The sequence below is a fragment of the Bremerella cremea genome, assembly GCF_003335505.1.
GTDB classification, from domain to species: domain Bacteria; phylum Planctomycetota; class Planctomycetia; order Pirellulales; family Pirellulaceae; genus Bremerella; species Bremerella cremea_A.
The window spans coordinates 1-23,319 of the sequence record NZ_QPEX01000006.1 but is presented as its reverse complement, the minus strand read 5'-3'; the positions used below and the strand labels follow the sequence as shown (position 1 = coordinate 23,319).

Here is a 23,319-nt window from a genome sequence, read left to right as displayed (position 1 = left end):
AATGGCACGCCCTTATTGTGGATGACGGGGCTAGCTCACTCTCCGAAGTTAGTGGGCATCTACTTTGCCTTGCCCTGCGAGACCCAGCCGGCGGAGCATTGGGCCCATGGTTAGCCCGCCGACGAGGATTGAGAAGGCGACGACGACGTAGGTCATCGTCAGGACGAGTTCGCCGATGTTGTCGTACTGTGATTGCTGGGCGTGGATCTCTTCCTGGAGCGATAACGCGAGGGCCACACTGATCCCGCCACGCAGGCCGCCCCACGTTAAGACCTTAATCGCGTGCGGCGTGAATTCTCGGTTGGTCACCTTCTTCAACGCGTTCAGCACGATGCCGACGGACAGGAACCTCGCCAGCAGCGCGGCGGGGATCGCCATGGCCCCGGCCACCAGATACGGCACCTTGAACGAGAGCACCAAGACCTCCAGCCCGATCAGCACAAATAGTACCGCGTTCAGCAGTTCGTCGACCAATTCCCAGAACGTGTCCAGGTCTTCGCGCGTTTTGTCGGACATCGCCAGCGTTCGGCCATGGTTACCCAGGATCAGCCCCGCGACCACCATCGCCAATGGCCCAGACAGGTGCAGCTGCATCGCCAGGGCATACCCGCCGGTCACCACTGCCAGCGAAAGCAAAATCTCGGTTGCATAGTGGTCAATGGTTCGCATCAGGGCGAACGCGAGCACCCCCAGCACGAAGCCCAGGGCAAGCCCGCCGCCAGCTTCAAGGGCGAAGAGCTTGGCGACATCCATGGCGGTCGTCTCTGCCTTCTCGGTGTGTTTTTGAACATCGGGCGAATGTTCGCCTTCGGACTGTGCCACATCCGTTGTGGCGTCAGGCCTGACGGTCGGGGCATCGCTTTCGACGTTGGGTTGTTTGCCCAAATCTTCTTCGCCCAGGTCAATCACGTGATTGGACGCATCCTTGTGCACTAAGTCTTCAGGCGATTCCCCCTGCTGGTGGCCCAACCCGGCGATGCCTAGCAGCGCGATAAACACCACCACGCCCACGCCATCGTTAAACAGCGACTCGCCCGCGATCTTGGTCTCTAGCGGCTTGGGGGCACCGAGGCTCTTGACGATCCCCAAAACCGCGATCGGGTCGGTTGGGGCGACGATCGAGCCGAAGATCAGGCAGTAGATAAAGCTGACCTCGATACCGAGCCAGCCGGTAATGACGTAGGTGAGCCCGCCGACAATGAACGTCGTGGTAAGGACGCCGACGGTCGCGAGCAGAACGATCGCCGCAGATTGTTGCTTGAGGTCGTTGAGATCGACATGCAACGCCCCGGCAAAGAGCAGGTAGCCAAGCATGCCCTGCATTAGCGTCTGGTCGAAGTCGATCGAGCCAACGAGCGTCTCGACCGCAGCGAGCGCGCCCGCCTCGGGTACGATCCAATCAATCAGCAGCAGGACGACCGCGTGCAGCATGGCCAGCAGCATCAAGCCTACCGTTGTCGGCAGCTTGAGCAGTTTGTGGTTGATGAACGCGAAGGCGGCTGCAAGGGTAACGAGGATACCGGCAATGTTGAAGAAGCTCATGGCCACCTTTATACCGTACTTCCCTAGAGGAAGAAAAGGTAGAACCGTTTCTGACCGCTAGGCGATACGCCGAATGGGGGCTGCCGATTACGGGTTCTCTGCGGGGGCCTCTTTCTCTTGGGAAGGCTCTTCCTCGTTCACTTCGGCCGGCATCGGCGGCTCGTCTGCCAAGGCCCAGGCCAGCGTCGAGTTGACTTTGTCCAGGTCCCATTTCCACAGGCGATGAACGTAGGTGTGATTGCGCTCTTTCCAAAGCGTGGCGATCTTGTGCGCGGCGGCGTGATCGTCGAACTGGCGAGCCACGATCAAAGAGTAGTTTTCGAGGAACGTGTCAGGGGATCGCTCGCAGAGGGCAACCATGCCGCGCATCAAGCGATCTTGGTCGAAGCCAACTTCGTCGACGAGTTCCTGCCAATCAAAAAAAGTGTTCACCTGCCGGGCGACCTCGGCATAGATGATGTCTCCTTCGGTGCCTCCGACTTGATCGGCAACTTTGGCGGCGAGGGCTTCGGTGTCTCCTGGTGCGCCACCCCACCGCGGCAAGCTAGAGTAGCCGGCCTGTTTCCAAATGCGAGCGTAGGTCGGAGATTCTTCCAGGGCCCGATCGAGATACGGCTGAAGCCGTTCGTTGCTCCAGCCTTGATAGCGGGCAATGAAGATCACTTCGACGAATGTTTCCGGCGGAACGTGTTCGCGTTCCAGCATTGGTTCGATGGTTTCCCAGCTTTTCTGGATGTATTTTTCGAGCGTGTCCCAGCCTTCAGGGGTTACCTTATAGGCGTAGCCGGTGCCGCGTGCGGCCGTACCGATCGATTGATACTTGCTGGCCAGGGCCAGGCGAAAGACGTCGTTCTCGGGATACTTCTCGACAAGCTCCGCCAGCCAGGCGGCTTGCTCTTCATCGTTGCGGGGGACGTCACGAAACTCGCGAACGATGTGAACCAGTTCGGAGTAGGCGGTCGAAAATTTGTCTTCGGTGATCGGCATATTGCGGTTCTCCCAAACTTTGCCGATCGCTTCGATGGCGTCGTAACGCTTATTCTGCATTACCGAACCGAGTAGGGTTTGCGTGCGATAAGCGGAGGGGCGAATCTCGGCTCCTTCGTCCAGCGCGTAAACGGTGGTCTGGCCGTTGGGTTCGTGACTGATCATCCGTTTGCTGTTAGGGGCCGGGATGAGCAGGACCTGAAAATCGTAGTTGCGTGGCACAATCATCTGGCCGACGCGGCTTGGTCGCCACGAACCACGGATTTCGGCCCCGCTCCAAGTCGACATCCAAATGTAATCGGCCTGATTACTGTTCTCGACGGAACTGATCCGCAAGTCTCGAATGTACTGCAGGGTGATAGAGTGAAACGGGTCGCCGAACGTCATCGGGGCGAGGAAGAACTCGTTGCCGCTGTAAACACAAAAGAAACCCAAACCTCCGGCAATATTAGGAGGGTTGCGGCGCGGCAGTTCGGCCTGGCCGTTTCCTTCCGGCGTTTCCCAGGTCAGGTCGAGGGTTTTGGTATCTTCGTGTTCAACCACGGTCGCCCAGCGGTCTTGGCCGAAGTTACAAACCCGGACGCGATGTTCTTCTTCCAGCACCGGTTCCGACTGATGCTGGACGACTTCGCCGTCACGTTTGGCGATCCAAAGTTGTTTCTGCGTTCCAGAGGCATACACCAGTTCGCCATCTTGCGAGAACCCCAGGTCGTCGATCTTCCAGGGAATCTCGTCAAACGTATGGACTAGCTTGCCAGAATCGACTTCCCATAGCTGAACCCACTTCTGCCCACTGGCAAACGCCACCCACTTGCCGTCGCGCGAGATCTTCAAAATCCCATCGATCGCGTCATCCTTCGCCGCAAACTCGGCCAGCTTCTTCCCTTGGTCAACGTCCCAGGTCGAAAGCTTCTTATCGGCCTGCATCAAAACCATTCGCGAGCCGTCGATCGAGAGGTCTAACAATTCCCCATGCCGGGCTGGCGTTTGAAAGGTGCTTGCGACATGAAACGCCGGAGCAGGTACCCGCTGCGAAAGGCGATCGATCATCGCGGTCAGTTCTTCCGTGGTTTCCTCGGCACGGAGTTGGCTGGTGCCAAGCGCGAGCGCCAAAAACAACCCTAGGCAAGGAAGTTGGAAAAACGCTTTCATCGAACGGGGCTCCTGGGGCGGAGAATGGGAATAGAGGTGAAGACGAGCGATATTTTAGAGGAGCAAGAAGAGAGATGGAAATAGATTCTGGGACTGGCACGCAGTCGGCATAGTACGCTCGCCCTAATCTCAATAACTCGCTGCCGAAGCAGAAAACCAACAGACTGTTAAGGGAGAGTCTCCCCTGCCGATTCGATGATCTTGGGGAGGAATACAACTGCCAGGTCATCACCCAGCTTAGGAGCACATCGCATTCCGGGCTTCAGCAGAAACTGATTGCTTTCGGTATAGGACTGCTTGATGACAGAGCCAAGCGAATGTTTGGTCGACTGGTATTCAAGAATGATTTGAATTGTCTTATCGATCTGAGCCGTTGCCGTGATCGCCAATAATTGTCCGCCGTCGAGTTCAATCTTCTTGGGTGATCCAGAGATGAAATCAATCTCGCCAAGATTCTTAATCGGCATTTCCGCCGGGATCGATGGGAATGCCTGGCGGATCTTCGCCTCTTCCGCAGACATCTTCGAGCAACCGGTGCCCAAGAGTATTGTGAACAAGAGAAAGAGCCCCAGGAGAAGCCGTGCGTTTGTCATCATTTTCTAGGGCTAACTTGTTCAGAGGATGTTTCCGCCGATTACCTGAAGGCCGCGAATGTGCAGCCGAACGCGCAGGCAATTGATTTACAGAAATTGAATTCTAGCGATTGGCTGCTCAACAGTCACGTCTTTTCGTGCGTGCTAATCGCCCCCTGCCCAACACGCGTCGGGCCGTCAAACTTTTTTACGCGGCCAGGTTGAACCGACATTTGGCACTACATTTCAAGGCTGATGTCATGCCAACCTTGGGCACTTGGAGATCGATGTGTTTGGATTTGGCAGAGCCGGAGGCAGCGAAGCCAAATTGGTACAAAACCAATTGCAGACTTCTTCAACGTGGATTGTTCTGATCGGCCGATCAAAGCTGCGGTTTGTCCAACTTCGGTCAGTTTCAAACGTTATTAATTCGCATCGGTGTGCTTACACGACATTGATTTACCGGGAAGTAGTGGTCGCAACCGCGCCAAGATGCTGGAAGAGCGAGGGGACATTGTCCGCGATGTCAGAAACGGCACATGAACTCATCTGGCGAGGAGTTGACAAGGCCGAAGTCTCGTGCTGCGAATACGGGGGTGATCTTCTACTCGTTTTGGCGTGCCAACTTGCCGTTTGTTAGCGTCGATTCTGCGACCTGTCGCTTGAATTCAACAATTGTATCAACAAGAATATGTGCTCCGGGTGCAGTCCATCCATAGGTACCGTACGTTCATTGCTATTCGTCGCCATCTAATGGTCGCTCACACGCCTGTGGTTCGACGGGCATAACGCTTAGTTGCAGGTCGATTCTTAGATGTATGCAATTTCCTTACCATCACGATTCACGTCAAAACTGTCAAAGGATCGTAGCGCGTCGGCATTCGTGTCAAAGACCCTGCTGCTTCTTGAGCCGTGGCTGAAGGCGAGTGGCATGCCCTTTTTCCCGGGCTTCACTGACCACGGGCCAGACCATCTTCAGCGAGTTATTGATACCGCCGATTGGCTTATTCCCAGCGAATCCTGGAGGCTGCTCTCAGCGAGGGATGTAGCATGCCTTACGGTTGCCATACTTCTTCACGATTCGGCGATGCATATAACGGAGGATGGCTTTCGTGCGTTGATCCTAGACCGTCGGCGATCGCCCCTTATTCCAAATATTGATCGTGGAACGTGGGCCGAAAAGTGGAACGATTACTTGTTCGAATCAAAGCACTGGACTGAACGTCAGCGTGCTAGAGTTCTCGGCTCAGAGTGGCGGAAACGAGCAATCGATGAGTTGTCTATTTACCGCACAAACGACCCTGGTAATCTCTCGGAGAGCGATCGTCTTTTTGTCGGATAGTTCATAAGACGACATCACCCAAGACTCGCTCACGAATTTGCCATTGACTGTGTACCGGGCCCACTAGGCGGCCTAAAGATTACTCCACCAGACGATCAGCCGCAGTTGTTAGACCTATGTGGCATCGTTGCGAGGAGCCATGGCTACAACATCAGGAGCACATTCACGTGGCTCATCGACCAACACGGCGGTACAGGCCCCCTTTATTCAACAGTACCGGTTTACCAAATGGGTGTTCTTCGTATCGCTGATTATCTTGACCTTCATGCTGAACGAGCACCTTCCAATCTCCTAAAAGTGAAGGCACTGCGGTCTTCTATTAGCCAACGCGAGTGGGCCGCGCATGCGGCAATAACTGATATCCGATACGGCGGTTCCAATGACCCGGAACGCCTCGAAATCATTGCTGAACCGTCCTCGGCCGCGCAGTACACGTCAGTGCTCCGTTGGGTTGAAGGCATCCAAAGCGAGTTGGACCATACGTGGGCAACGCTGGGCGAGGTTTATGGAGGCGTGAAGAACCTATCGAAGCTGGGGCTTAGGCTGCGTCGCGTAACAAGTCCACTCCAAGACCGAGACAGATACTCGTCCCAGCGAAACCTCAGTTATGTTCCAAAGTTGGCCGCATTTCGAGCGACCGAAACTGCACTCTTGCCTCTGCTCGCAAAACCGCTCTACGGTGACCGCCCCGAGGTCGGAATTCGTGAACTTATGCAAAATGCGATTGATGCGGTTAACGAGAGGAAATCCCTACAGAAGTCAGGAAAATTGAGTCGGGAGTTGGCGGAATTGCAGTATGCGGAATCCCTCAGATCGATTGGAGTGGACGTGATCATAGATGTTTGCACCCGTGGTGAGTCCGACAACTCTTCGTTGAATGGAGTCCCGGATGATTGGGAGCACTGGGTTGAAGTCGTTGACGGTGGGGTAGGCATGACGCCACAAACAGTCACCGACTACTTTCTCTGCGCAGGCGCTTCGTTTCGTAGAAGTTTGGAGTGGCAAAGAGCATTCGCATCCGGCAAAGGGGATGGTGTCGTTCGCTGCGGACAATTTGGAATTGGCACTCTTGCTCTGTTTTTGCTGGGCGACGAGGTTTGCGTAACGACCCGCCACTACTCCGAAGAGAGACTCGGGACTCAGTTCCGCGCTAGGCTATCGGACGATGAAATCGAACTTAAAAGGCAAGTTTCACCGCTGGGCACGTCGATTTGCATTCGTATCACTAAGGAGGCATTTGAGAGCTTGGCAGGAAAGTACGATCCGATGCGCCCTCAACGCAGTTGGGACTGGTTTTGTCTGGACTCGCCACGAATTCTCTGCCGTATTCGTAGAGGCGACGACATTGAGATTCGGCCACAAAGTGTTTTGGTATCACTGAACGATATCGATCATTCTGAATGGCGGACCGTAGAATGTGATGCATTTGACCGCGTTATTTGGCGGCCAGCGAATGAGAGTTGGCGGCATCGCTTGTACGCAAACGGGATTCTTGTGGCATCATGGCACCGGAATTTCGATAGAAACTTGTTCTCTGATGTTACAGAGTTGAAACAGCCCGACGTGCTCGTGATTGATCAGTCATCAAACCTTGAGCTGAACCTGACACGAAACGACGTAATTGGTGTCCCAGGATACAAGGAAGCGGTCGAACGAGACGCTTTGCTCGATCACTGTGCTTGGCTTCTCGCTCAGGCAGGAATGCCAGCAAATGATCGCGAGCCCTTTCAAGCGCCGATGTGGGAAAAGCAAAGCTACATGAGTCCTGGCGACGGGGTCGTTAAGGGACCGTGTTACATCGTTACAGAAAAAGGACTGGTTCCGCTTACGGCGTGGCACGTTCATCGAGCCGGCATCCGGATTCTGACAACTTATTTTACGTCAACGAATTCGTACATTAGTGATAACAAGAATGATCAGATGGTCCACTTCCCTCCCAAGGCGATCTTTAAGCAAGACATGCTTCCGACGGCGTACGCCTCCTTTGTCTTAGATGTATTCGGCGGATTTGGCCCGGTTTCCCACACGAACGTTGCCATTGAAGAGTTCTCTAGGCTCATCACGCCTATCATCGGACAGGACGCGGAATGGGTCCTTGTTATGCCAACGATAATCGCTGATAGGCTGGATGTAAAAGGTTTGAGATCGCCGCAGTTAGGCGGCGGGGGGATACGACATTTAACGCCTGCTGGGTGGTCTGTACTGGGCGGCGATTCCTACACCGACGTATCTTCTCTTTTGTCGCTCGTCTTGGGACCGAACAGTCCAATTCAATCTAACAATGCGATCCGCGGATTCGCGCAGATGACGCGGCACGCTAGCTCATCTCAGCCGAAAGAAGATAAATTCGCATCCGTTTGGGCCGAACTGAGGCTCCCTGATGTTCTCCCGTTTGACGCCGCACTTCGCCAAAAGCAATGCGCGCACGCTGAATTAATGCTTGCGAAACATATTGCGCGGTACACGAAGATCTAGCAAGATCTGTCGCCACCGACGCAGACTACGAGTCTGAAAAGCTCCACGATCGCGGCTACTATTCGTGACACAGGCCAAACCGACCTTACGCACAACATTTCAAGCCAAATGACACGCCCTCGTCTGTTGGCGGATCTCGGGTGCCCAGGACCGTGCAGTCATCGACATGATTTTGCCGCTACAGCGGCTTGCCCACCTAGCAGGCCAGCCGCAGCATGGCGAAAGTGATGTGCTAAGGCTGGGCCTTCAATACGATGTTGAACGGAGTCTCGGCAATTCGACTGCATTGAGAGAAGCCAGCACCTGCAACGATAACTTCCTTCAGTCTCTTCTCTCCGGCTTGTGCCCCTAGGGCGGCCCCGGTCTCTTGCGCGAGCGATGTCGGCACGCAGACCATCGTCGACGCGGAATAATAAAGTCGACTGACAGGATTCATATTCTCGGCAACGGAATCGCCAGCCATTGGCTCAACAATCATGCACGAGCCATCGGAATCCAACGCCGCACGAATATGCTTCATTCCGCCAACCGGATCGCCCATGTCGTGCAAACAATCAAAAACGGTTACGAGGCCATACTTTCCAGGCATCTCTTTCGCAAAAGCGACTTCAAAGTGGACGTTCTCTAATCCGTGGGACGTCGCGTGCTTACGAGCTTCTTCAATCGAGTTCGCATGAAAATCAAAGCCGGTAAACTCGGAATTGGGAAACGCCTGCGCCATGATCGCGGTTGTGATACCGTGGCCGCATCCAACGTCAGCAACTCGAATCCCTTTTTCCAATTTAGCGATCATCCCATCGATCGATGGCAGCCACGCTTGAATCAAGTGATTTTCGTACCCCGGACGGAAGAACCGAGCAACGGCACATGATAGACATTGTGTTTGATCGCCCCACGAAACGCCGTTGCCAGTTTGGAACGCCTCTCGCACCTGGGGTTCGTTATTCAGGAAAGCAACTGCTGCCCCAAAAGCGGGTGCCAGATAAAATGGGCTACTGGGATTTGCAAAAATGAAAGCCTGTTCTGGCGTCATCGAAAACTGATTGGATTCGGCATCGTAGTCGATGTATTTGGAAGCGGCCTGAGCACACAACCACTCGGCCAAGTAGCGTTCGGCCAAGCCCATCGAGTTCGCCAGTTCGCTCGGCGTGCATGGCCCCAACTCACTCAGCCTTGCATAAATCCCTAGGCGTTCTCCGATTTGCACAAGAGGAACGGAGAATGCGCCGCCGAGATCTTGGAGAACACTACCGACAAGCGTGTTCAGCTTCGTTTCATCCATTGCAAATCGTCCTTGTTTCTTTGAGGCTTAGGGATTTATTGACATCTCCGCCAGTAACCCAAGCTGTCTTTTGTTCGATCGAGGTATGCTAATTCCCCTAGGATAGCGTGTTGGCGGGCCAAGGCGAGAGGGAAAAGAAAGATATCTGCTGTGGAAAATCATGCCCGTGCGCATAAATCTCAAGACAGCTGGGGGCAACAACTTCCAGCCACAGCAGGCACCCGCCTCCGTACTCCAGATCGGGGCTTTCGCTGACCCAGTCATTGATGGGTGGCCGATCCCATTGTCGGCCTGGCGGGAGATCTCGGAAGTTTGTGTAGAAGCCATGGGCCGGTGTACTCGCCCGAGCTGCACTGATCGAGTGCAAGAGCAACAGCCAGCTCGGCATGAGAGCTCGCGATGTGCCTAAGACTGGACTCTTCAAGATGCGTGAGCTTCATCCCCTTAACGTCCAGCGTAACCGGGCGGCGGCGGTTGAAGTTGACTTCAAATTCCGCGCGATCTGCGGCTCGGTGTTCGTCGCTTTGTTATCCGCTTTTTTCCGTCACAATCCTCTGATGTCGATTTCGCCGGAGAAAAACGATGAGAATAATCGGCAACGCAATGATTGAAACGTCGGCAACAACTGGCGAAGCAAAAGGTCCACGAATCACGGTTGCATTAGATGGAATAACTAGCGTCTGTGCGGCGGTAGACGTCTCAACATAATCATGCCGAATGAACACGACAGAGCCATTGAGCCGGTTGCGGGCTTGAAAACTTGCTGGCGGTTGAGAGCTTGCGGCACATCGCGACACCGGGATCACCAATAGGTCTGATCGCTCGTCGATTACGCGGTAAGAGTATCCGGGAAAAGACGCAGCTATCGAATCCGAGATTGTGCGTCGGAACCAACGCCGATAGTCCTCCTCTCCGTGGATGCGGTACTCGTCAAGATGCTGTACAGCCTTTGTCGGCCTATCCTGAATGCACCCGGTCAACTCCACCGGTGGTATGCGAAACCATCCGATCCAGAGAGCAACGCCGGCAGTCAGAACGAGTAACTCGCCAAGTGAAAACCGTTTAGGCATGCGTTAGACCCAGTTCAACTTCGCTTCATTCGGACAACTCGAATTCTAAACACAGCAAACGAATAGCCGATGACAGCACGACGCTATTTACTCTCTATGCCCATAGCATCATTCGGCCCCTACCTATTTTGCCAAACGCTATACGAACAATGCCAACAATTTACCTCGATCCGACGGACGATTCCAGCAGCAGCTAACTGTCGACACAAATCGCAGATAGTCCAGCTCAACGCAGCGCTATCGAAACGGACCATCCCCCTTCAACCGCATCCATTCCGCAAATCTGTCGTTTCTGTAGCCACGAAAATCTCACCTCGGTGTTCATCGCTTTGTTTTCCGGCGATTTCGGTACGGTTGGTTCTAGGTGCCACTCTCACAGTTTCTCAGTGTATTCTTTCATGTTGATTGCGACCGCGAAGGGTGTCAGTCCTTCGCGAAGTTGTTGCCAGCTGGATTCGTACTGGCGAATTAGAAAGTCCGTGTCAATCGCCGTAACAGAATCCAGTCCCTCGATATAGAACGGACGCGTGGTGCAAAAGTAGTATGCGTGCACATACACGTTGGACTCCCGCATGTAGTGAGGGAGGTTGTGAAGATGGTCGATTTCTATGGCGAGGTAGTCGAAACGCCCCGGCAAGCGGAATCGTTGTAAATTCTCCATCCCCAATTCGAGAATACGGTGATACGCGTCGCTGAGTATCAGTGGGTCGATTCTGGGAATGTCGTTCATGCGAGTTGAAAGATAAGACGTTCCTAAGGCAAATAACTTGTTTATAGGATGATCAGCGTATCACCTGAAGGCTGCAACTTTGTCAGCCTAACGCGCGGGATGCCAATCGTTGCAAGGCTCTTCATACTCGGTGGTTGCATTTTTTTCAAGACTTTTGCTGCGTGATAGGACGTTTCATCCTATCACGCACCGTGACCACGAGTCAGACCGTCAGCCAGGGGCAAGACGTGTGTCTAGATCATTGTCGTGCGAACGTCTTTGTGACCAAGCAGTTCCAGCACTGTACGGATGTCGTAGCCCGCCTCGATCAGATGGGTTGCGAAGGAGTGACGCAGTGGATGAGCCGTCACTCGTTTCGTGATATGCGCTCGACGGGCCGCTGCAGATATTGTTTTCGATAGGGTAGATTCGTGCAGGGAATGGCGCCGCCGAAAACGACTGCGAGGATCAACAATCCCGCAGGACCAATCCTTGCCATCCTTGCAATGAGTTGAGCCCTCGAATTTCATGCACGCACAGGCCAAACCGTCATTTGGCACAACATTTCAAGGCAAATGGCACGCCCTCCTTACGTATTTTGAAAGGCGGGGCCCACGACGATCAGCAAAGTACCTGGTAGCGACGGAGGTAACAGGGCCGCCGCCAAGAGACTAGGATCTCCAAACCCGCGTCATCGGCGGTTCCCGTTCACCGTATGGTTATACCATTTTCGGTACACCGGCGCATTAGCTGTTTACTCTACGCATTTGATTCACCCAGGATATTCCGATTCGAATTTTTCACTGAGTGACCACAACGACAGGTGTCCTTGTGATACCTCTTGCGTCCGCAATTCGGGCATTCAAATGACGCCCCAAACAGGCTGTGTTCATCAGTGAGCTGCGGATACTCCTTTGACCGCCAGTATCGTATGAAACGGGGAAGCCAAAACGCCATAGATAGAATGAAGACTGGCAAGGCACCTACCAATCCAAATTCCCGCCACGTAAGGATTGCGATTCCGATCGTGAATGAAAGGAAAGTGGCAATCAAGATGGTGGCGGTGATGAAATGGCCGAAACATTCGGACGTTCGTTTTGGGTATTCAGCCATAAGATCTTCAGCAATGAGAGACTATGGTATAACGACCAAGGTAACCCGGCGGCGGCCAAGAACCTCTGTTTTCAGAAACCGTCCGATCCCTCGCTCGGATTGACCGCCTTGTTATGTGCATTTTCGAAATTCACCATCCGGCTTGACCAGATGCAGATCATATCCGTTTTCGTCCAGGGCGTTGAAGACTTCAAGCCATTTTCCATCCAGATCAAACACCAGTCGCGTCCAAATTTCAATATCGCGGGATTCGATCGACATCTCGCCACGACCGAGTGACACACCTTGAATAGTGCAGCCGATCGCTCCCGTTATCTTATTGATTCCGTTGGGTTTCCAGCGTGTGGTTGCGTCCTCGACAGCAAAAGGCAGCGACGTGTCATTTGACAGCCATAGGTCGTCAAATCGTGACCAAGATACGGAAAGCATTGTTCGGCCGTTGCCGTAGATGCGAATGGGCAGATCAGGCCAATCATCCCACGTTCCGTCATGGTGCAATATCTCGGCCGTTTCGAAACGTTCGATTTTTCTCCCGATTAGAGGCGTGCTGGCTTCGCGGATCACATTGATCTTTTTTTCAATCATCGCGGGGCCCATAGCAAATAACTTGTTTATCGGGTGATCAGCGTATCACCTGTAGGCTGCAACTTTGTCAGCCTAACGCGCGGGATGCCAATCGTTGCAAGGCTTCTTCATACTCGGTGGTTGAATCTTTTTCAAGACTTTCGCTGCGTGATAGGACGTTTCATCCTATCACGCACCGTGACCACGAGTCAGACCGTAAGCCAGGGGCAAGACGTATGTGTAGATCATTGTCGTGCGAACGTCTTTATGACCAAGCAGTTCCAGCACTGTACGGATGTTATAGCCCGCCTCGATCAGATTGGTTGCGAACGAGTGACACAGTGGATGAGCCGTCACTCGTTTCGTGATATGCACAAGTGTGCCATTGTTGCCCCCAGCAGTGTGAAGCGGGTGGGCGTTCGCCAACTGCGCAAAGATCGAACCGACCTTAGTCACAAAACAATAATCGTGCTACACATCGGTTAACTTAAGAAAGCAACGGGCCGCTTCGTTGCCCCCTGCGATTTTCTGAGCTCCAACCTCAGGTGGAGGAATGTCTTCCAGGGGGCTGGCAGACCCATGCCGACCGCATCGGTTATACTGGTTCTAGCCCCAACAAGCTTTCCAGAAGCGTCTCTTTCTGACTTGCGGACCCTCCAATCGGGGCGAAGACTTTGATTACGCCATGTTGGTGTGTGGGATATTTTGGGGGCGAGTTGTTTCGCAGGGCAGTTGCGGTAGCGGCTTGTCGCTTTGTTTGTAACCTCGTTGGGGAACCGCCGTTCTATGCTTCCATCTAACTACAGCATTCGTCACGTAGCCCCTGAAGATTACGAAGCGATCATCGAGATTTGCCGGCTTGTTTATCCGACCGAGGTTCCCTACACCGTCGCAGAGTTGGAAGACCATCGCCAGGTTTTTCCTCAGGGGCAGTTTGTGGCGGTCGAGAATAGCCGGGACGAAGTTGCCGGAGTTCACTTCACGCTGCGGCTGCGGATGATGGATTTTCACATTGACGACTCGTGGGACATTCTCACCTCAGGCGGATCGTTCCTCGATCATAACGCCGATGGGCCGACACTGTACGGCGCCGATATCATGGTTCATCCCACGCATCAACACCACGGCATCGCCCACGCGCTGACCGATCAGGCTCGCTTCCTGGTGCAAGAGGAACAACTCTGGCGCATGGTCGGAGCCAGCCGCTTGCCCGGTTACGGCAAACAGAGCCACGAAATAAGCGCCGCCGATTACGTCGAAGAAGTCGTCGCCGGAAAACGTTTTGACCCTGTGCTTAGCATCCACCTGAAAGATGGCTGGACCGTCGTGCGACCAATCCACGGCTATCTACAACACGACACAGAAAGCGATGGCTGGGCCGTCGTTATCCAATGGGTGAACCCTGCCTGCCCACCGCCAAACGAGTTCGATTTGAGCGAATTGAAAGGGGCGTTGTAGCCCGATAGCCTACGCATTCGCTGTTCGGATAAACTGGTGATTGTTGCCTGAAGGCCTGGGCGAAGTGTGGCAAGGAAGAGTGTGGAATGCGTCTCCAGGGAAAGATTACCTACTGGAATGATGACCGAGGCTTTGGCTTCATCACTTGGGATGAAGTCGAAGACGCCGTCTTTGTACATATCAAAGCGTTTACTGCCTCGGGGCGGCGACCAGAAGTCGGCGAAATCGTTAGCTTTGAAGTCACCGATGGAAAAGAAGGAAAGCCAGAGGCCAAGTCGGTTCGTTTCTTCGATCAGCCACGCCCTGCCAGGCAATTCACCGGGCGGCAAACTCAACAGAACAGCACTTTCCCGTTGTTATTTGTCCTCTTCTTTATCAGCTTCTTAGCCGCTTCTGCCTATTTTCAGCGTATCTCTTGGCTGGTGGTGGTGGTCTACGGAGTCCTGAGCCTGATCACGCTCATTGTTTACGGTCGGGATAAAATCTTCGCCCAGCAAGGCAAATGGCGGACACCAGAATCGACGTTGCTTTTCTTAGGACTAATCGGCGGCTGGCCAGGCGGCTTGGCAGCACAGTACCTCTTCTGGCATAAGTCCAGCAAGGTGGAATTCTTAGTTTCCTTTTGGTTTACGGTCACATTAAACGTATGCGCGATTTGCTACCTCATCTGGATTGGCGATGCCGGCATCGTCGATCAATGGATCGAACAAGTGTGGCAGAAGGCGTTGGCCTACAAACAGACTTGGCCAGACATGGATACTATGTTGTCTAACTTAAAGCGTACGGCCAACAAATGGTAAGCGTTCACGCGATTGAACTTAATACCCAGCTATGGTAATAGTCGCTGGTGAGCAGCCGAACCTGACTAGGAACTCACGGAATTCAGCATTGATATGCTCGTCGCAACGGGTAACTAGGAATTCAATATCTTGGATGACTTTCAGGACTGTGCCGCCACGTTCAAGTGGTTGAGGGGAAACACGCGGTCGATCGCAGTTATGGATACAGTCGTGTCGTCTCTGAAAGATGACTTGAAAGCGCTCTTTGAACTGAGCCTTGGCAGCATCACGGGCACTGCGTTTGTCAGTAGGATCGTTCATTGCCAGGTAATCCGTTCGTGAGATCCCGAATAGCCGAATCTTTGCATCCTGATCTGACATCCAAACATCAAGTAGATCTTGGAAGAACTTCTGCTTATCACGAAAAAACTTATTAAAGAGACTTTGTATTGCCGACAGGCTAGTAACGTTTTCTCGTTCCATCATCTTTCTGGCGGCCATCCGCCAACGCCAATTCTGATTATCGTACTCCTCAAGAATGGCTCGTAGCGGAAATTTTATTTCGTAGAACCACTCCGGAAGAGTGATTGAGGGTTGACGACTTTTTGAACTAGCGGTTGCGGCGATGATATCTGTGTAGGCATCGCAAAAATAGGCATCAAGTGCTCCAACTGCAAACATCCAAGCACTTCGTAGCAAGTCAGAGCGAAGTTGCTTTTCAAGAATAGTTTGCGTGGGGAGCGAGTCTGCATGCGTCCGAATTGCCTTCGCTCGCTTAATATCGTCCTTGAAGTGTTGCAGGGCTGTAGCAGGCACACTCTTTTCCCAAAGGCATTTATAGTTCGTTAGAACTAACGTTCAATTCCCTCGGCATAACCGAGTGTTTGTTCATTGTAGTGGATCTTCATGTCTTCCTCGTCGTACCAAACGTTACGATGAGCGGGAAATACGACGTTCCAGAGATCAACAAGTTCTTCTGCAGTCAGGCCACCTCGAACGTGGCTTGTAAGCTCACTGACAGTCCGAGTTTTGTTTGCAACTTCCTCCGGAAACAGTTCTGCGTTAATCTCCCTTAGAACGGTTGGCTTGGCTTTTTCGATGCCCTGTGCTAACAGCTCGGAAGCTTCGGAGGTTGATAATGCCGGCATGTCTTACCTCTGCACCAACAGGTGTTAGGAGTTTTTTCGATGCTAGTATTATATCCTTTGATATTCGCTCAGCCAATCTGATTTGAGTCAACCACCGTCAAAAGGGAGGATGTCTCCCAGTGCTGGAGTCCTCTAACAAGCCCAAGAAAGCAGCCACCACACAAGCACTACTTTCTTAGCCGTTTCCTTCATCATAAGCCGCTTGCAGCGTCGCAATGTCCAGTTTGATCATCTGGCACATCGCATCAAACACCCGTTTGGCCCGCTTTGGGTCGGGGTCGGACAGCATGGGGCCGATGGCGGCGGGGACGATTTGCCAGGGGACGCCGAACTTGTCGCTGAGCCAGCCGCAGGCCATTTCCTTGCCGCCGTCGAGTAGCTTGGTCCAGAGGTCGTCGATCTCGGCTTGATTTTCGCAGCTGATGGCCAGCGAGAAAGCGTTGCTGAACGGCCAGTCTTGACCGGTATTCAATGCGACAAAGGTCATGCCGGCCAGTTCAAACTCAACGGTCATCACGTCGCCCGAATGCGGATTGCGAAGGGTGCGCACGATCTGCGAACCAGGCAGTAGCGACACATAAAAGTTCGCAGCCTCTTCGGCTTCGTTTGGAAACGAAAGGAACGGCGTAATCTTGTTTTGAAATTGCATTGCCTGACCTGCTTAAGGATGGCGGGTTATGAATTCGTTGAAAGTAGGCTTGATCAGCTTTCGTCGACGACAGAAGTGTTCGCGCTACTTTGCCCGATTGCTAAACGGAAAATCACCGGCTGACGTAGGCCCAGTGCCACCCAAACCAGCACGCCGATGAGGATCGGAAAGAAAAAAGGATCGTCTACTCGCACATGCGTTGCGACGGCGCCCCCTAGGTAGCCTGTTAGCAAAATGGCCGCCACAAACGCGGTTTGCGGAATGAGAAACAAAACCGCGATGGCGACTTCAACGATGCCGATCGTAAACATCACCTCTTCGGTCCAGCCCATCTTGGCGAACATCTCGGCTTTGCCTTCCCATTGGGTGAACTTACCCATCCCGCTGGCAATGATCAGAAAGGCAGCGAGCAAACCGCTGAGTACCCAGCCAGCGATGGCGAACTTGTTGGACTTCTGCAAAAGGATTCTCCCGAAAGATGCTGAGGTGTGGCGAAAAAAGAGGCGGCTAAAAGTTACGAATCGTTGGCAAAACACAAGCCGTTGGCGGCCAATGCTTGCTCTAGGATTGCCATGGCACTGGGGCCCATGCCGTGCAGGGCAAGCACCTGGCGCCGGCTGTACTGGCAAACTTCCTCCAAGGTCTCGCTTCCCAACTCGACTTGCAGCACTCGCAAGGCAGGCTTGGCCATCTTGGGTAACGGGGTTTGCTTGCGTGGCTTCTTCCTGGCCATCGATTCTATCCGTCGAAAAGTGACTGCGATCACGGCTGCCCTGGAATCTCTGGCTCGACAAGCTGAGCAAGCTGCGCGAGCGATTCCTGCCAGCCGAGATAACACATCTCCGCAGGAATGGCTGCGGGAAATTCCTGTTCAATTTCAATCTCGGTTCCGCAGCTTACTTTGCGCAGCGTGATTGTTCGGTTCATGCCCCCATCGAGCCCAGACTCATCAAATTTACCTGCCGAACGGATTCGCTCGCCTGGTACCAGTTCTAGAAACGTGCTTTCAAAGCTGTGGCTGTGCCCCGTGCTGAAGTTGATAAAGGTCATGTGATAGCTGCCGCCGACTTGGGGATCGATTCGATCGACTTTCCCCAGAAAACCATACGGCGGCAGCCAACGGCACAACGCGTCGGGGTCGAGAAATGCCCGATACACGCGTTCGGTTGGGGCACGAAGCACGCGATGGAGACGGACAGAGCTTAGCGAATTAGTCATGAACTGTTTCCTCTTGGGCGGGAACCGATGGCGTTTTACCAATGGTCGAACGAGGAACCGACTAATCGACAGGGGGCAGCAAGAAATTGTTGCGAGTACTATTCAGAAGTGCGCAGAACACGAACGCCAGAAGTAGCATTCGCCCCAGAGAAAGAGCTAACCGCGGCTTAAAACGGTTGCCACGTAGGCCACAATCGCCCCAAACACTGCCGAAGCTGGCAGGCCGAAGACTAAGGCCATCATCAGTTGCTTTTCGCGACGCGTGTAACGGGTAATTACCGGAACCGGTGGCGGGCCACCGAACGAACGACGCGATTCGCGAATGGTTTTGGTATCTTGGTCAGCCATCAACGACTGGACGGTCGATTGCGAATACTGGCTCCCCTGCTCTGAACTCGATTCCGAAAGCTCGTAGATGTTCGAGCCTGCTTCGGTATCGTTCAAGCGGCTTCCTTCCGTGCCGGAATAAACCGGCGGCGGTGGTTGCCAGGCCGATTTGATCGGCTGACCGGTGAAGTCGGACGCGCGATGATCGGAAGCCCACGGTTCGAGCCGGGCGACCACTTCGCTGGCGGACGAAATCCGCCGCAGCGGATCTTTCTCCATCATCTCGGCGATGATCTCGACGAGCTCGCGATCGATCGTCGGATTGAAGCGATGCGGGTGCAGTGGTGGCTCTTCGCAGTGGCGCCGGGCCTTGTCTTTGACGTTGCCGCCAGGGAAAGGAACCTTGCCGGTCAACGCGTAATAGAATGTGCAGCCCAGCGAGTAGATATCCCACTTGGCCGAAACATCGTGCGGGTTACGAATTTGTTCCGGGGCCAGGTAATCGATCGTGCCGACAATCTTGCCCAGCTTCGATTCCTCGGAGTTGTCGTTCATGAAGTCGGCCAGACCGAGGTCGGAAACCTTCGAGGTCCCATCGCGGGTTACCAGGATATTGCCTGGTTTGACGTCGCGGTGAATCAACTTCTTTTCATGGGCATACGCCAAGCCGCGGGCGGCCTGAGAAATGATGCTGGCCCCTTGATGCTGATTCAAATGCCCTTTGGCCCTTACCAACCGCCGCAAATCGGTCCCGGGGACATATTCAGTCACCAGAAAGTGAACGTTGCCATCTTGGCCGGCGTCGTAAGCGCGGACGAGGTTCGAGTGATCGAGCTGCGCTTGCATGCGTATCTCGCGCAAGAAGCGTCCAATCGATTCAGGCGTCGACCGCTGCTGAGGCAGCACTTTGATGGCGACTTCGCGCCCCATAAAGTTGTGCTCGGCCTTGAAAACCTGGCCCATGCCCCCCTGACCGATCCAGTCGGTAATGACATAGGGGCCTAGCGTAAGTTTAGAGAGCCCCTTGGAAAGCTGGTCGGCCTGATATTGGGTGAGCAGATTCTGGTTGATCAGATACTCGGAAAGCTCTTCGTCGGAAAACTCGTGTTTGAGCGAGTTTTCGCGCAGTGTCTTCATTGCGTCCTCAAGCTGCTTGGCAGTCACAAGGCCGCTGGCAATCGCAGAGTCTCGGAATTTTTTCGTTTGAGAACTAGGCACCGCAAGGTCGACAAAAAGAGGCTTCAGGCTTTGTTATCTTAACTTTTGAGCTTATGTCTTGGGGAGACTAAGCGAAACAATATTTCACAAAAAGACAGGATTTCGTTTGAGGAGATGTTCTGACCGGTTGCTTTTAACACCCCATTCTAAATAAAGTTTTCCCAACTCTGAGGCAAAGCCGAGCGAAAACGAAGCTTTTCGCGGGAAACAGGATGGATAATTTCTAGCTGTGCCGCATGCAGGGCAATTCCTGCCGGAAACGGCGAATTACTGCCATACTTACGGTCTCCGACGATCGGCAGCCGGCGGCTCGACAACTGCACGCGAATCTGATGCTTGCGGCCTGTCAGAAGTTTGATTTCCAGCAAGTATCCTTGGGGCAACTCTTGGACACTTTCAATTTGCAGTTCGGCCTTTTGCCCGCCTGGGCCGTCGTGCCGCGAGGCAATCATACGGTGGTTTTGTTCGTCTTTGCGCAGCCAGTCGGTAAGTTTACCGGGGCTAATGCTTCCCTGGCCGGCGACGATGGCCTGGTACTGCTTTTCCGTAGTGCGTTCGCGAAACTGCTCATTAAGCCGTTTGGCCGCCTTCGAGGTGCGGGCAAACAGCAACACGCCGGTCACCATCCGGTCTAAGCGACTCACAACGCCTAAATAAACATTACCTGGTTTGTGATATTTCTGTTTCAGGTAATCCTTTACCAGCGTGACCGCGCTTGCCTCTCCCTCGCTAACTCCCATTGTGGGCAGGTCCGCCGGTTTCGTGATGGCAATCAGGTGGTTATCTTCGTACAAAACTTCCAGGCGAGGCAACGTAACTCTTTCTTGAGAAACGGTTGGATGGCAAACAGCAAGACTTCTCTCATTTTGGCCAGTCAGTCCCCTCGGCGACAACACCTCTTACGGGAGGCTGGGTACGAAGTGACCGTAGTCACGCCTCATCCTCACGCCGAGTCTCCTCCTCGAAAAGACGAACTACCCCGCGATGCGGTTTTGCGAATTGCGCAAGAAAAAGCAGCCGACGTGGCCCAGCGGGTGGAAAGGGGCATCGTCCTGGCCGGCGATACCCTGGCCGAACTCAACGGGCAGCCTCTCGGCAAGCCTCGCGACCGAGCCCATGCTGGCGAAATTTTACGTACGCTGCGTGGCCAAGATCATTTTGTCTGGTCGGCAATTTGCTTGTGGCATCGTCCCAGCGACAAAATCATCGTCGATGTCGACCAAACCACCGTAAGAATGGCCAACCTTACTGACGACCAAATCGAAGAGTACCTCGACTCTGGCCTATGGGAAGGCAAAGCTGGCGCGTTCGGCATCCAAGACCGCACCGGCTGGGTCAGCATCGACGAAGGAAGCCTGTCCAACGTCGTCGGCCTGCCGATGGAACTGCTCGAACGCATGTTAAACCAGATGCCCCTGGCTGATTGAGCCTCAAAAAAAACTTCACCCCACGGCAGATCGCGGATCTCGAGCCGATCGGCTATCGTTCAAGACGAATCCTAGGAAAAGAAATATCTCACATGATCGGGCCGGGATAGGTTCGCTTTTCAGAAAATAATACGGTCCTGTAATGAAAACGAAACTCAGGCGACCTAAAGGGGGAAGGAGCCTGAAGTTTGAATGACGCGCCCACGAACCAATCGACCAACTCTTGTTTGCTGCGCGAGCATGGGCAAAGCGTGTGGAATGTTATCGTCCGCCTGTTAGGTGACGATGGGCACGACGCAGCCGATTGTTTTCAGCAAACGTATCTTCAATACGCCGCTCAGGCCGACAAAAAGTCGCCGGTTCGTAACCCGAATGCCTTACTGAAAAAAATCGCTGCCGCCCGAGCCATCGATCTGGTCCGCCGGCGAATCCGCGAGCGAGGCAGAACAACAGTTGCCGAGCCTGATTCCATGCCAGCGCAGCGATCTTTCAACCCCGAAGCAGTGCTGGCAGAAGAGGAACTGCGGGAAGCGTTGCGTTTTGCCTTGATCGAAATCCCGCCCGACCAGGCCACGGCCTTTGTTTTGACGGCGATCGAAGAAGTCTCGCACGAAGATGCCGCTTCTGTGCTGGGCGTGACGGTCAATCACTTGGGCGTGCTTCTATTTCGTGCCCGTAAGGTACTGCAAACCAAACTATCTGTTTTTGCCCCGGAAGGGAGAGCCAAGTGATGGATAAAGAACGTGGTTTAGACCAGCCAGAAAATCGTCTTGCCGACGCGATAGCAGCCATGAAATCGTTCCCCACTTCAGATGTTCCGGCAGAATTGCTCAGCGAAATTGCAATTCCGCACCCAGCAGAGCCTCAGAAAAGTCGCATCTCAAGCAGCAGACGAGGACAACTCGTGCTTGCGGCGAGCATTCTTTTGGTTTTAGCGGCGTTAGCTTGGATTCAGCCTGGCAAATCAACATCGGTATTCGCCCAAATGCTGGCAGCCGTTGAACAAACCAAGACTTTCCAGGCCAAGATAATCGACAACCAACAGGAACGCGGGATCACGATAACCGAAATGGGGAAGCAAACGCGAGTCGTCGACATGGATGGGAAGTCGGAAGTGATTTGGGATGCCGACTTGAAAGAAGTATTTGAGCTGGATCATCAATTAAAGATCGCTAAGCGTTCGAAGCTCATGCCTGAGCAATGGCGTCCGAATTTACGAGAAATGTTAACGGGTTTGGCCAATTCGGCTGCGGAACCGATTGAAGATTATGTGCCATCTTCCGAAAAGCGGTATCGAGGCTGGGCTGGGCAAACAGAAATAGCTGCCGGTGAAATTAAACAGGCGGTTGAAGTGCATGTGTGGCGAGACGAAGAAACGAGCATGCCGGTCCGAATGAAGGTGCTGCTTATGAAAACCAAGCAGGAATTTTTCCTGGTAGAAGAAATGCAGTTCGATGTTCCGGTAGATCAGGCAGCTTTCCAGTTCCGCATCCCAGAAGGATATCAAGAATACAAACACCCTACCCTGAAAGAGCCGCTACGCGCGGAAGAGGCGACGCACCTGGTCTTGAAACCGCAAAAAGGGATCGGCGATATTCACTTCGGCATGTCACGGAGTGAGATTGTCGCCATACTGGGGGAACCGGAAGTCACGATCAACTCAGAATACACACTCAAGTACCCTTCCATGGGGCTGGAGCTACAGTTAGCCGGCCATGTCCAGCTAGGACGACTTGGGATTATTGTCGTGTCTAACCGTGGTGCTTACCAACATTCGTTTCCAGGACAAACGGAAGAAGGAATTCGGATCGGCTCAACGCGGGAGGAAGTAATCGCAGCCTATGGGGAGCCAAGCCGACATTCTAATGCCGCGCTAATCTCTTATCCTTGGAACGGACTAACTTTTTCTTTCGCAAAAGGAAGAGTCGTTGAGATAAGCGTGGCGCGAGTACCTTAAGAAGGTTTCCCTCGGAACCCGGTTGCGATAAACAACTGCTGCATCGTGGGGCCACCCTATAAACCAGGTCGGCCACGTTCTGATGTCGCGGCAAGGCTGGCAGCGTGGGGCTCAATAACTAAGAGAACAAGACCGATAGCCATAGCGAACGTGCTAAGTCTTGGTGAAAAGTTAGCAACAGCGCAACAAAAAAGCCCCGCTTAGATAAGCTGGGGCTTGTTTTGTATAAATGAATCCGGCGATACCTACTTTCGCACTGGTGGGCACTATCATCGGCTGGTTGTGCTTAACTGCTGTGTTCGGAATGGGAACAGGTGTTTCCACAACCAT

At 53.5% G+C, this 23,319-nt stretch carries 22 protein-coding genes, 1 rRNA gene and 1 pseudogene; 7 read left to right on the top strand and 17 right to left on the bottom strand.

Annotation, left to right across the window (positions count from 1 at the left end; translation table 11 throughout):
* Nucleotides 1–48: 48 nt before the first annotated feature.
* From DTL42_RS00635 to DTL42_RS00625, 3 genes are all read right to left on the bottom strand, one after another.
* On the bottom strand, nt 49–1,542 hold the full coding sequence (locus tag DTL42_RS00635; RefSeq protein ID WP_114366741.1) for a cation:proton antiporter: 1,494 nt from the start codon (nt 1,540–1,542) through the stop codon (nt 49–51).
* 87 nt (nt 1,543–1,629) lie between these two features.
* Nucleotides 1,630–3,681: a WD40 repeat domain-containing protein gene (locus tag DTL42_RS00630; protein WP_114366740.1), complete on the bottom strand. Its 2,052-nt coding sequence runs from the start codon at nt 3,679–3,681 to the stop codon at nt 1,630–1,632.
* A 167-nt stretch (nt 3,682–3,848) separates the two neighbouring features.
* Nucleotides 3,849–4,238 (bottom strand): hypothetical protein, encoded by a 390-nt coding sequence (locus DTL42_RS00625; RefSeq protein ID WP_147274110.1) that lies wholly within the window; start codon nt 4,236–4,238, stop codon nt 3,849–3,851.
* 829 nt (nt 4,239–5,067) lie between these two features.
* Here DTL42_RS00625 and DTL42_RS00615 point away from each other — a divergent pair.
* Nucleotides 5,068–8,070, top strand: a pseudogene (locus DTL42_RS00615) (HD domain-containing protein).
* Nucleotides 8,071–8,302: 232 nt separating this feature from the next.
* Here DTL42_RS00615 and DTL42_RS00610 read toward each other — a convergent pair.
* Complete coding sequence (locus DTL42_RS00610; protein ID WP_114366736.1) at nt 8,303–9,352, bottom strand: class I SAM-dependent methyltransferase; 1,050 nt, start codon at nt 9,350–9,352, stop codon at nt 8,303–8,305.
* A gap of 425 nt (nt 9,353–9,777) precedes the next feature.
* On the opposite strand from DTL42_RS00610, the gene DTL42_RS00600 reads away from it, so the two are divergent.
* Nucleotides 9,778–9,963: a hypothetical protein gene (locus DTL42_RS00600; RefSeq protein WP_147274109.1), complete on the top strand. Its 186-nt coding sequence runs from the start codon at nt 9,778–9,780 to the stop codon at nt 9,961–9,963.
* Nucleotides 9,964–10,795: 832 nt separating this feature from the next.
* Here DTL42_RS00600 and DTL42_RS00595 read toward each other — a convergent pair.
* The 4 genes from DTL42_RS00595 to DTL42_RS00580 form a co-directional block, all read right to left on the bottom strand.
* Entirely contained in the window at nt 10,796–11,152 is a 357-nt protein-coding gene (locus DTL42_RS00595) for a hypothetical protein (protein WP_114366733.1), read from the bottom strand.
* Between the two features lie 233 nt (nt 11,153–11,385).
* The gene (locus DTL42_RS00590) at nt 11,386–11,661 is read right to left on the bottom strand and encodes a tyrosine-type recombinase/integrase (protein WP_114366732.1); all 276 of its coding nucleotides are present in this window, start codon (nt 11,659–11,661) and stop codon (nt 11,386–11,388) included.
* Nucleotides 11,662–12,355: 694 nt separating this feature from the next.
* Nucleotides 12,356–12,841: a hypothetical protein gene (locus tag DTL42_RS00585; protein ID WP_114366731.1), complete on the bottom strand. Its 486-nt coding sequence runs from the start codon at nt 12,839–12,841 to the stop codon at nt 12,356–12,358.
* 156 nt (nt 12,842–12,997) lie between these two features.
* Nucleotides 12,998–13,264 carry a tyrosine-type recombinase/integrase gene (locus tag DTL42_RS00580; protein ID WP_199590005.1) on the bottom strand — a complete coding sequence of 89 codons (267 nt, stop codon included), beginning with the start codon at nt 13,262–13,264 and terminating at the stop codon, nt 12,998–13,000.
* 330 nt (nt 13,265–13,594) lie between these two features.
* Here DTL42_RS00580 and DTL42_RS00575 point away from each other — a divergent pair, with 330 nt between their 5' ends.
* Both DTL42_RS00575 and DTL42_RS00570 read left to right on the top strand, forming a co-directional pair.
* Nucleotides 13,595–14,266 carry a GNAT family N-acetyltransferase gene (locus tag DTL42_RS00575; protein ID WP_114366730.1) on the top strand — a complete coding sequence of 224 codons (672 nt, stop codon included), beginning with the start codon at nt 13,595–13,597 and terminating at the stop codon, nt 14,264–14,266.
* A gap of 86 nt (nt 14,267–14,352) precedes the next feature.
* Nucleotides 14,353–15,066, top strand: coding sequence for a DUF1294 domain-containing protein (locus DTL42_RS00570; RefSeq protein WP_114366729.1), 714 nt, complete (start codon nt 14,353–14,355; stop codon nt 15,064–15,066).
* An 18-nt stretch (nt 15,067–15,084) separates the two neighbouring features.
* Here DTL42_RS00570 and DTL42_RS00565 read toward each other — a convergent pair whose 3' ends face one another.
* From DTL42_RS00565 to DTL42_RS00530, 8 genes are all read right to left on the bottom strand, one after another.
* Nucleotides 15,085–15,861, bottom strand: coding sequence for a HEPN domain-containing protein (locus tag DTL42_RS00565; RefSeq protein WP_114366728.1), 777 nt, complete (start codon nt 15,859–15,861; stop codon nt 15,085–15,087).
* A 35-nt stretch (nt 15,862–15,896) separates the two neighbouring features.
* Nucleotides 15,897–16,193: a hypothetical protein gene (locus tag DTL42_RS00560; protein WP_114366727.1), complete on the bottom strand. Its 297-nt coding sequence runs from the start codon at nt 16,191–16,193 to the stop codon at nt 15,897–15,899.
* Between the two features lie 175 nt (nt 16,194–16,368).
* The gene (locus DTL42_RS00555; protein WP_114366726.1) at nt 16,369–16,842 is read right to left on the bottom strand and encodes a VOC family protein; all 474 of its coding nucleotides are present in this window, start codon (nt 16,840–16,842) and stop codon (nt 16,369–16,371) included.
* Nucleotides 16,843–16,895: 53 nt separating this feature from the next.
* Nucleotides 16,896–17,303 (bottom strand): DoxX family protein, encoded by a 408-nt coding sequence (locus DTL42_RS00550; protein ID WP_261341587.1) that lies wholly within the window; start codon nt 17,301–17,303, stop codon nt 16,896–16,898.
* 53 nt (nt 17,304–17,356) lie between these two features.
* On the bottom strand, nt 17,357–17,575 hold the full coding sequence (locus DTL42_RS00545; protein WP_114366725.1) for a DNA-binding protein: 219 nt from the start codon (nt 17,573–17,575) through the stop codon (nt 17,357–17,359).
* 29 nt (nt 17,576–17,604) lie between these two features.
* Entirely contained in the window at nt 17,605–18,060 is a 456-nt protein-coding gene (locus DTL42_RS00540; RefSeq protein ID WP_114366724.1) for an SRPBCC family protein, read from the bottom strand.
* A 156-nt stretch (nt 18,061–18,216) separates the two neighbouring features.
* A complete protein-coding gene (locus tag DTL42_RS00535; RefSeq protein WP_114366723.1) occupies nt 18,217–19,605 on the bottom strand; it encodes a serine/threonine protein kinase in 1,389 nt (462 codons plus the stop codon).
* A gap of 146 nt (nt 19,606–19,751) precedes the next feature.
* Complete coding sequence (locus DTL42_RS00530; protein WP_114366722.1) at nt 19,752–20,417, bottom strand: RluA family pseudouridine synthase; 666 nt, start codon at nt 20,415–20,417, stop codon at nt 19,752–19,754.
* Between the two features lie 27 nt (nt 20,418–20,444).
* On the opposite strand from DTL42_RS00530, the gene DTL42_RS00525 reads away from it, so the two are divergent.
* The 3 genes from DTL42_RS00525 to DTL42_RS00515 all read left to right on the top strand — a co-directional run bounded on the left by DTL42_RS00525 (nt 20,445) and on the right by DTL42_RS00515 (nt 22,989).
* Complete coding sequence (locus DTL42_RS00525) at nt 20,445–21,032, top strand: Maf family protein (RefSeq protein WP_114366721.1); 588 nt, start codon at nt 20,445–20,447, stop codon at nt 21,030–21,032.
* Between the two features lie 188 nt (nt 21,033–21,220).
* Nucleotides 21,221–21,763 carry an RNA polymerase sigma factor gene (locus DTL42_RS00520; RefSeq protein WP_114366720.1) on the top strand — a complete coding sequence of 181 codons (543 nt, stop codon included), beginning with the start codon at nt 21,221–21,223 and terminating at the stop codon, nt 21,761–21,763.
* Nucleotides 21,763–22,989, top strand: coding sequence for a hypothetical protein (locus tag DTL42_RS00515; protein WP_114366719.1), 1,227 nt, complete (start codon nt 21,763–21,765; stop codon nt 22,987–22,989). Before DTL42_RS00520 ends, DTL42_RS00515 begins: the two co-directional genes overlap by 1 nt.
* A 233-nt stretch (nt 22,990–23,222) precedes the next feature.
* Here DTL42_RS00515 and rrf read toward each other — a convergent pair.
* A 5S ribosomal RNA gene (gene rrf / locus DTL42_RS00510) occupies nt 23,223–23,319 on the bottom strand; the annotation flags it as partial.

What these genes read in the sequence shown, in the direction of transcription:
- DTL42_RS00570 (WP_114366729.1), top strand. Translation starts at nt 14,353, where the DNA reads ATGCGTCTCCAGGGAAAGATTACCTACTGGAATGATGACCGAGGCTTT.
- DTL42_RS00595 (WP_114366733.1), bottom strand. Translation starts at nt 11,152, where the DNA reads ATGAACGACATTCCCAGAATCGACCCACTGATACTCAGCGACGCGTAT.
- DTL42_RS00630 (WP_114366740.1), bottom strand. Translation starts at nt 3,681, where the DNA reads ATGAAAGCGTTTTTCCAACTTCCTTGCCTAGGGTTGTTTTTGGCGCTC.
- DTL42_RS00525 (WP_114366721.1), top strand. Translation starts at nt 20,445, where the DNA reads ATGGCAAACAGCAAGACTTCTCTCATTTTGGCCAGTCAGTCCCCTCGG.
- DTL42_RS00545 (WP_114366725.1), bottom strand. Translation starts at nt 17,575, where the DNA reads ATGGCCAGGAAGAAGCCACGCAAGCAAACCCCGTTACCCAAGATGGCC.
- DTL42_RS00560 (WP_114366727.1), bottom strand. Translation starts at nt 16,193, where the DNA reads ATGCCGGCATTATCAACCTCCGAAGCTTCCGAGCTGTTAGCACAGGGC.
- DTL42_RS00585 (WP_114366731.1), bottom strand. Translation starts at nt 12,841, where the DNA reads ATGGGCCCCGCGATGATTGAAAAAAAGATCAATGTGATCCGCGAAGCC.
- DTL42_RS00635 (WP_114366741.1), bottom strand. Translation starts at nt 1,542, where the DNA reads ATGAGCTTCTTCAACATTGCCGGTATCCTCGTTACCCTTGCAGCCGCC.
- DTL42_RS00610 (WP_114366736.1), bottom strand. Translation starts at nt 9,352, where the DNA reads ATGGATGAAACGAAGCTGAACACGCTTGTCGGTAGTGTTCTCCAAGAT.
- DTL42_RS00515 (WP_114366719.1), top strand. Translation starts at nt 21,763, where the DNA reads ATGGATAAAGAACGTGGTTTAGACCAGCCAGAAAATCGTCTTGCCGAC.
- DTL42_RS00600 (WP_147274109.1), top strand. Translation starts at nt 9,778, where the DNA reads ATGCGTGAGCTTCATCCCCTTAACGTCCAGCGTAACCGGGCGGCGGCG.
- DTL42_RS00575 (WP_114366730.1), top strand. Translation starts at nt 13,595, where the DNA reads ATGCTTCCATCTAACTACAGCATTCGTCACGTAGCCCCTGAAGATTAC.
- DTL42_RS00555 (WP_114366726.1), bottom strand. Translation starts at nt 16,842, where the DNA reads ATGCAATTTCAAAACAAGATTACGCCGTTCCTTTCGTTTCCAAACGAA.
- DTL42_RS00540 (WP_114366724.1), bottom strand. Translation starts at nt 18,060, where the DNA reads ATGACTAATTCGCTAAGCTCTGTCCGTCTCCATCGCGTGCTTCGTGCC.
- DTL42_RS00590 (WP_114366732.1), bottom strand. Translation starts at nt 11,661, where the DNA reads ATGAAATTCGAGGGCTCAACTCATTGCAAGGATGGCAAGGATTGGTCC.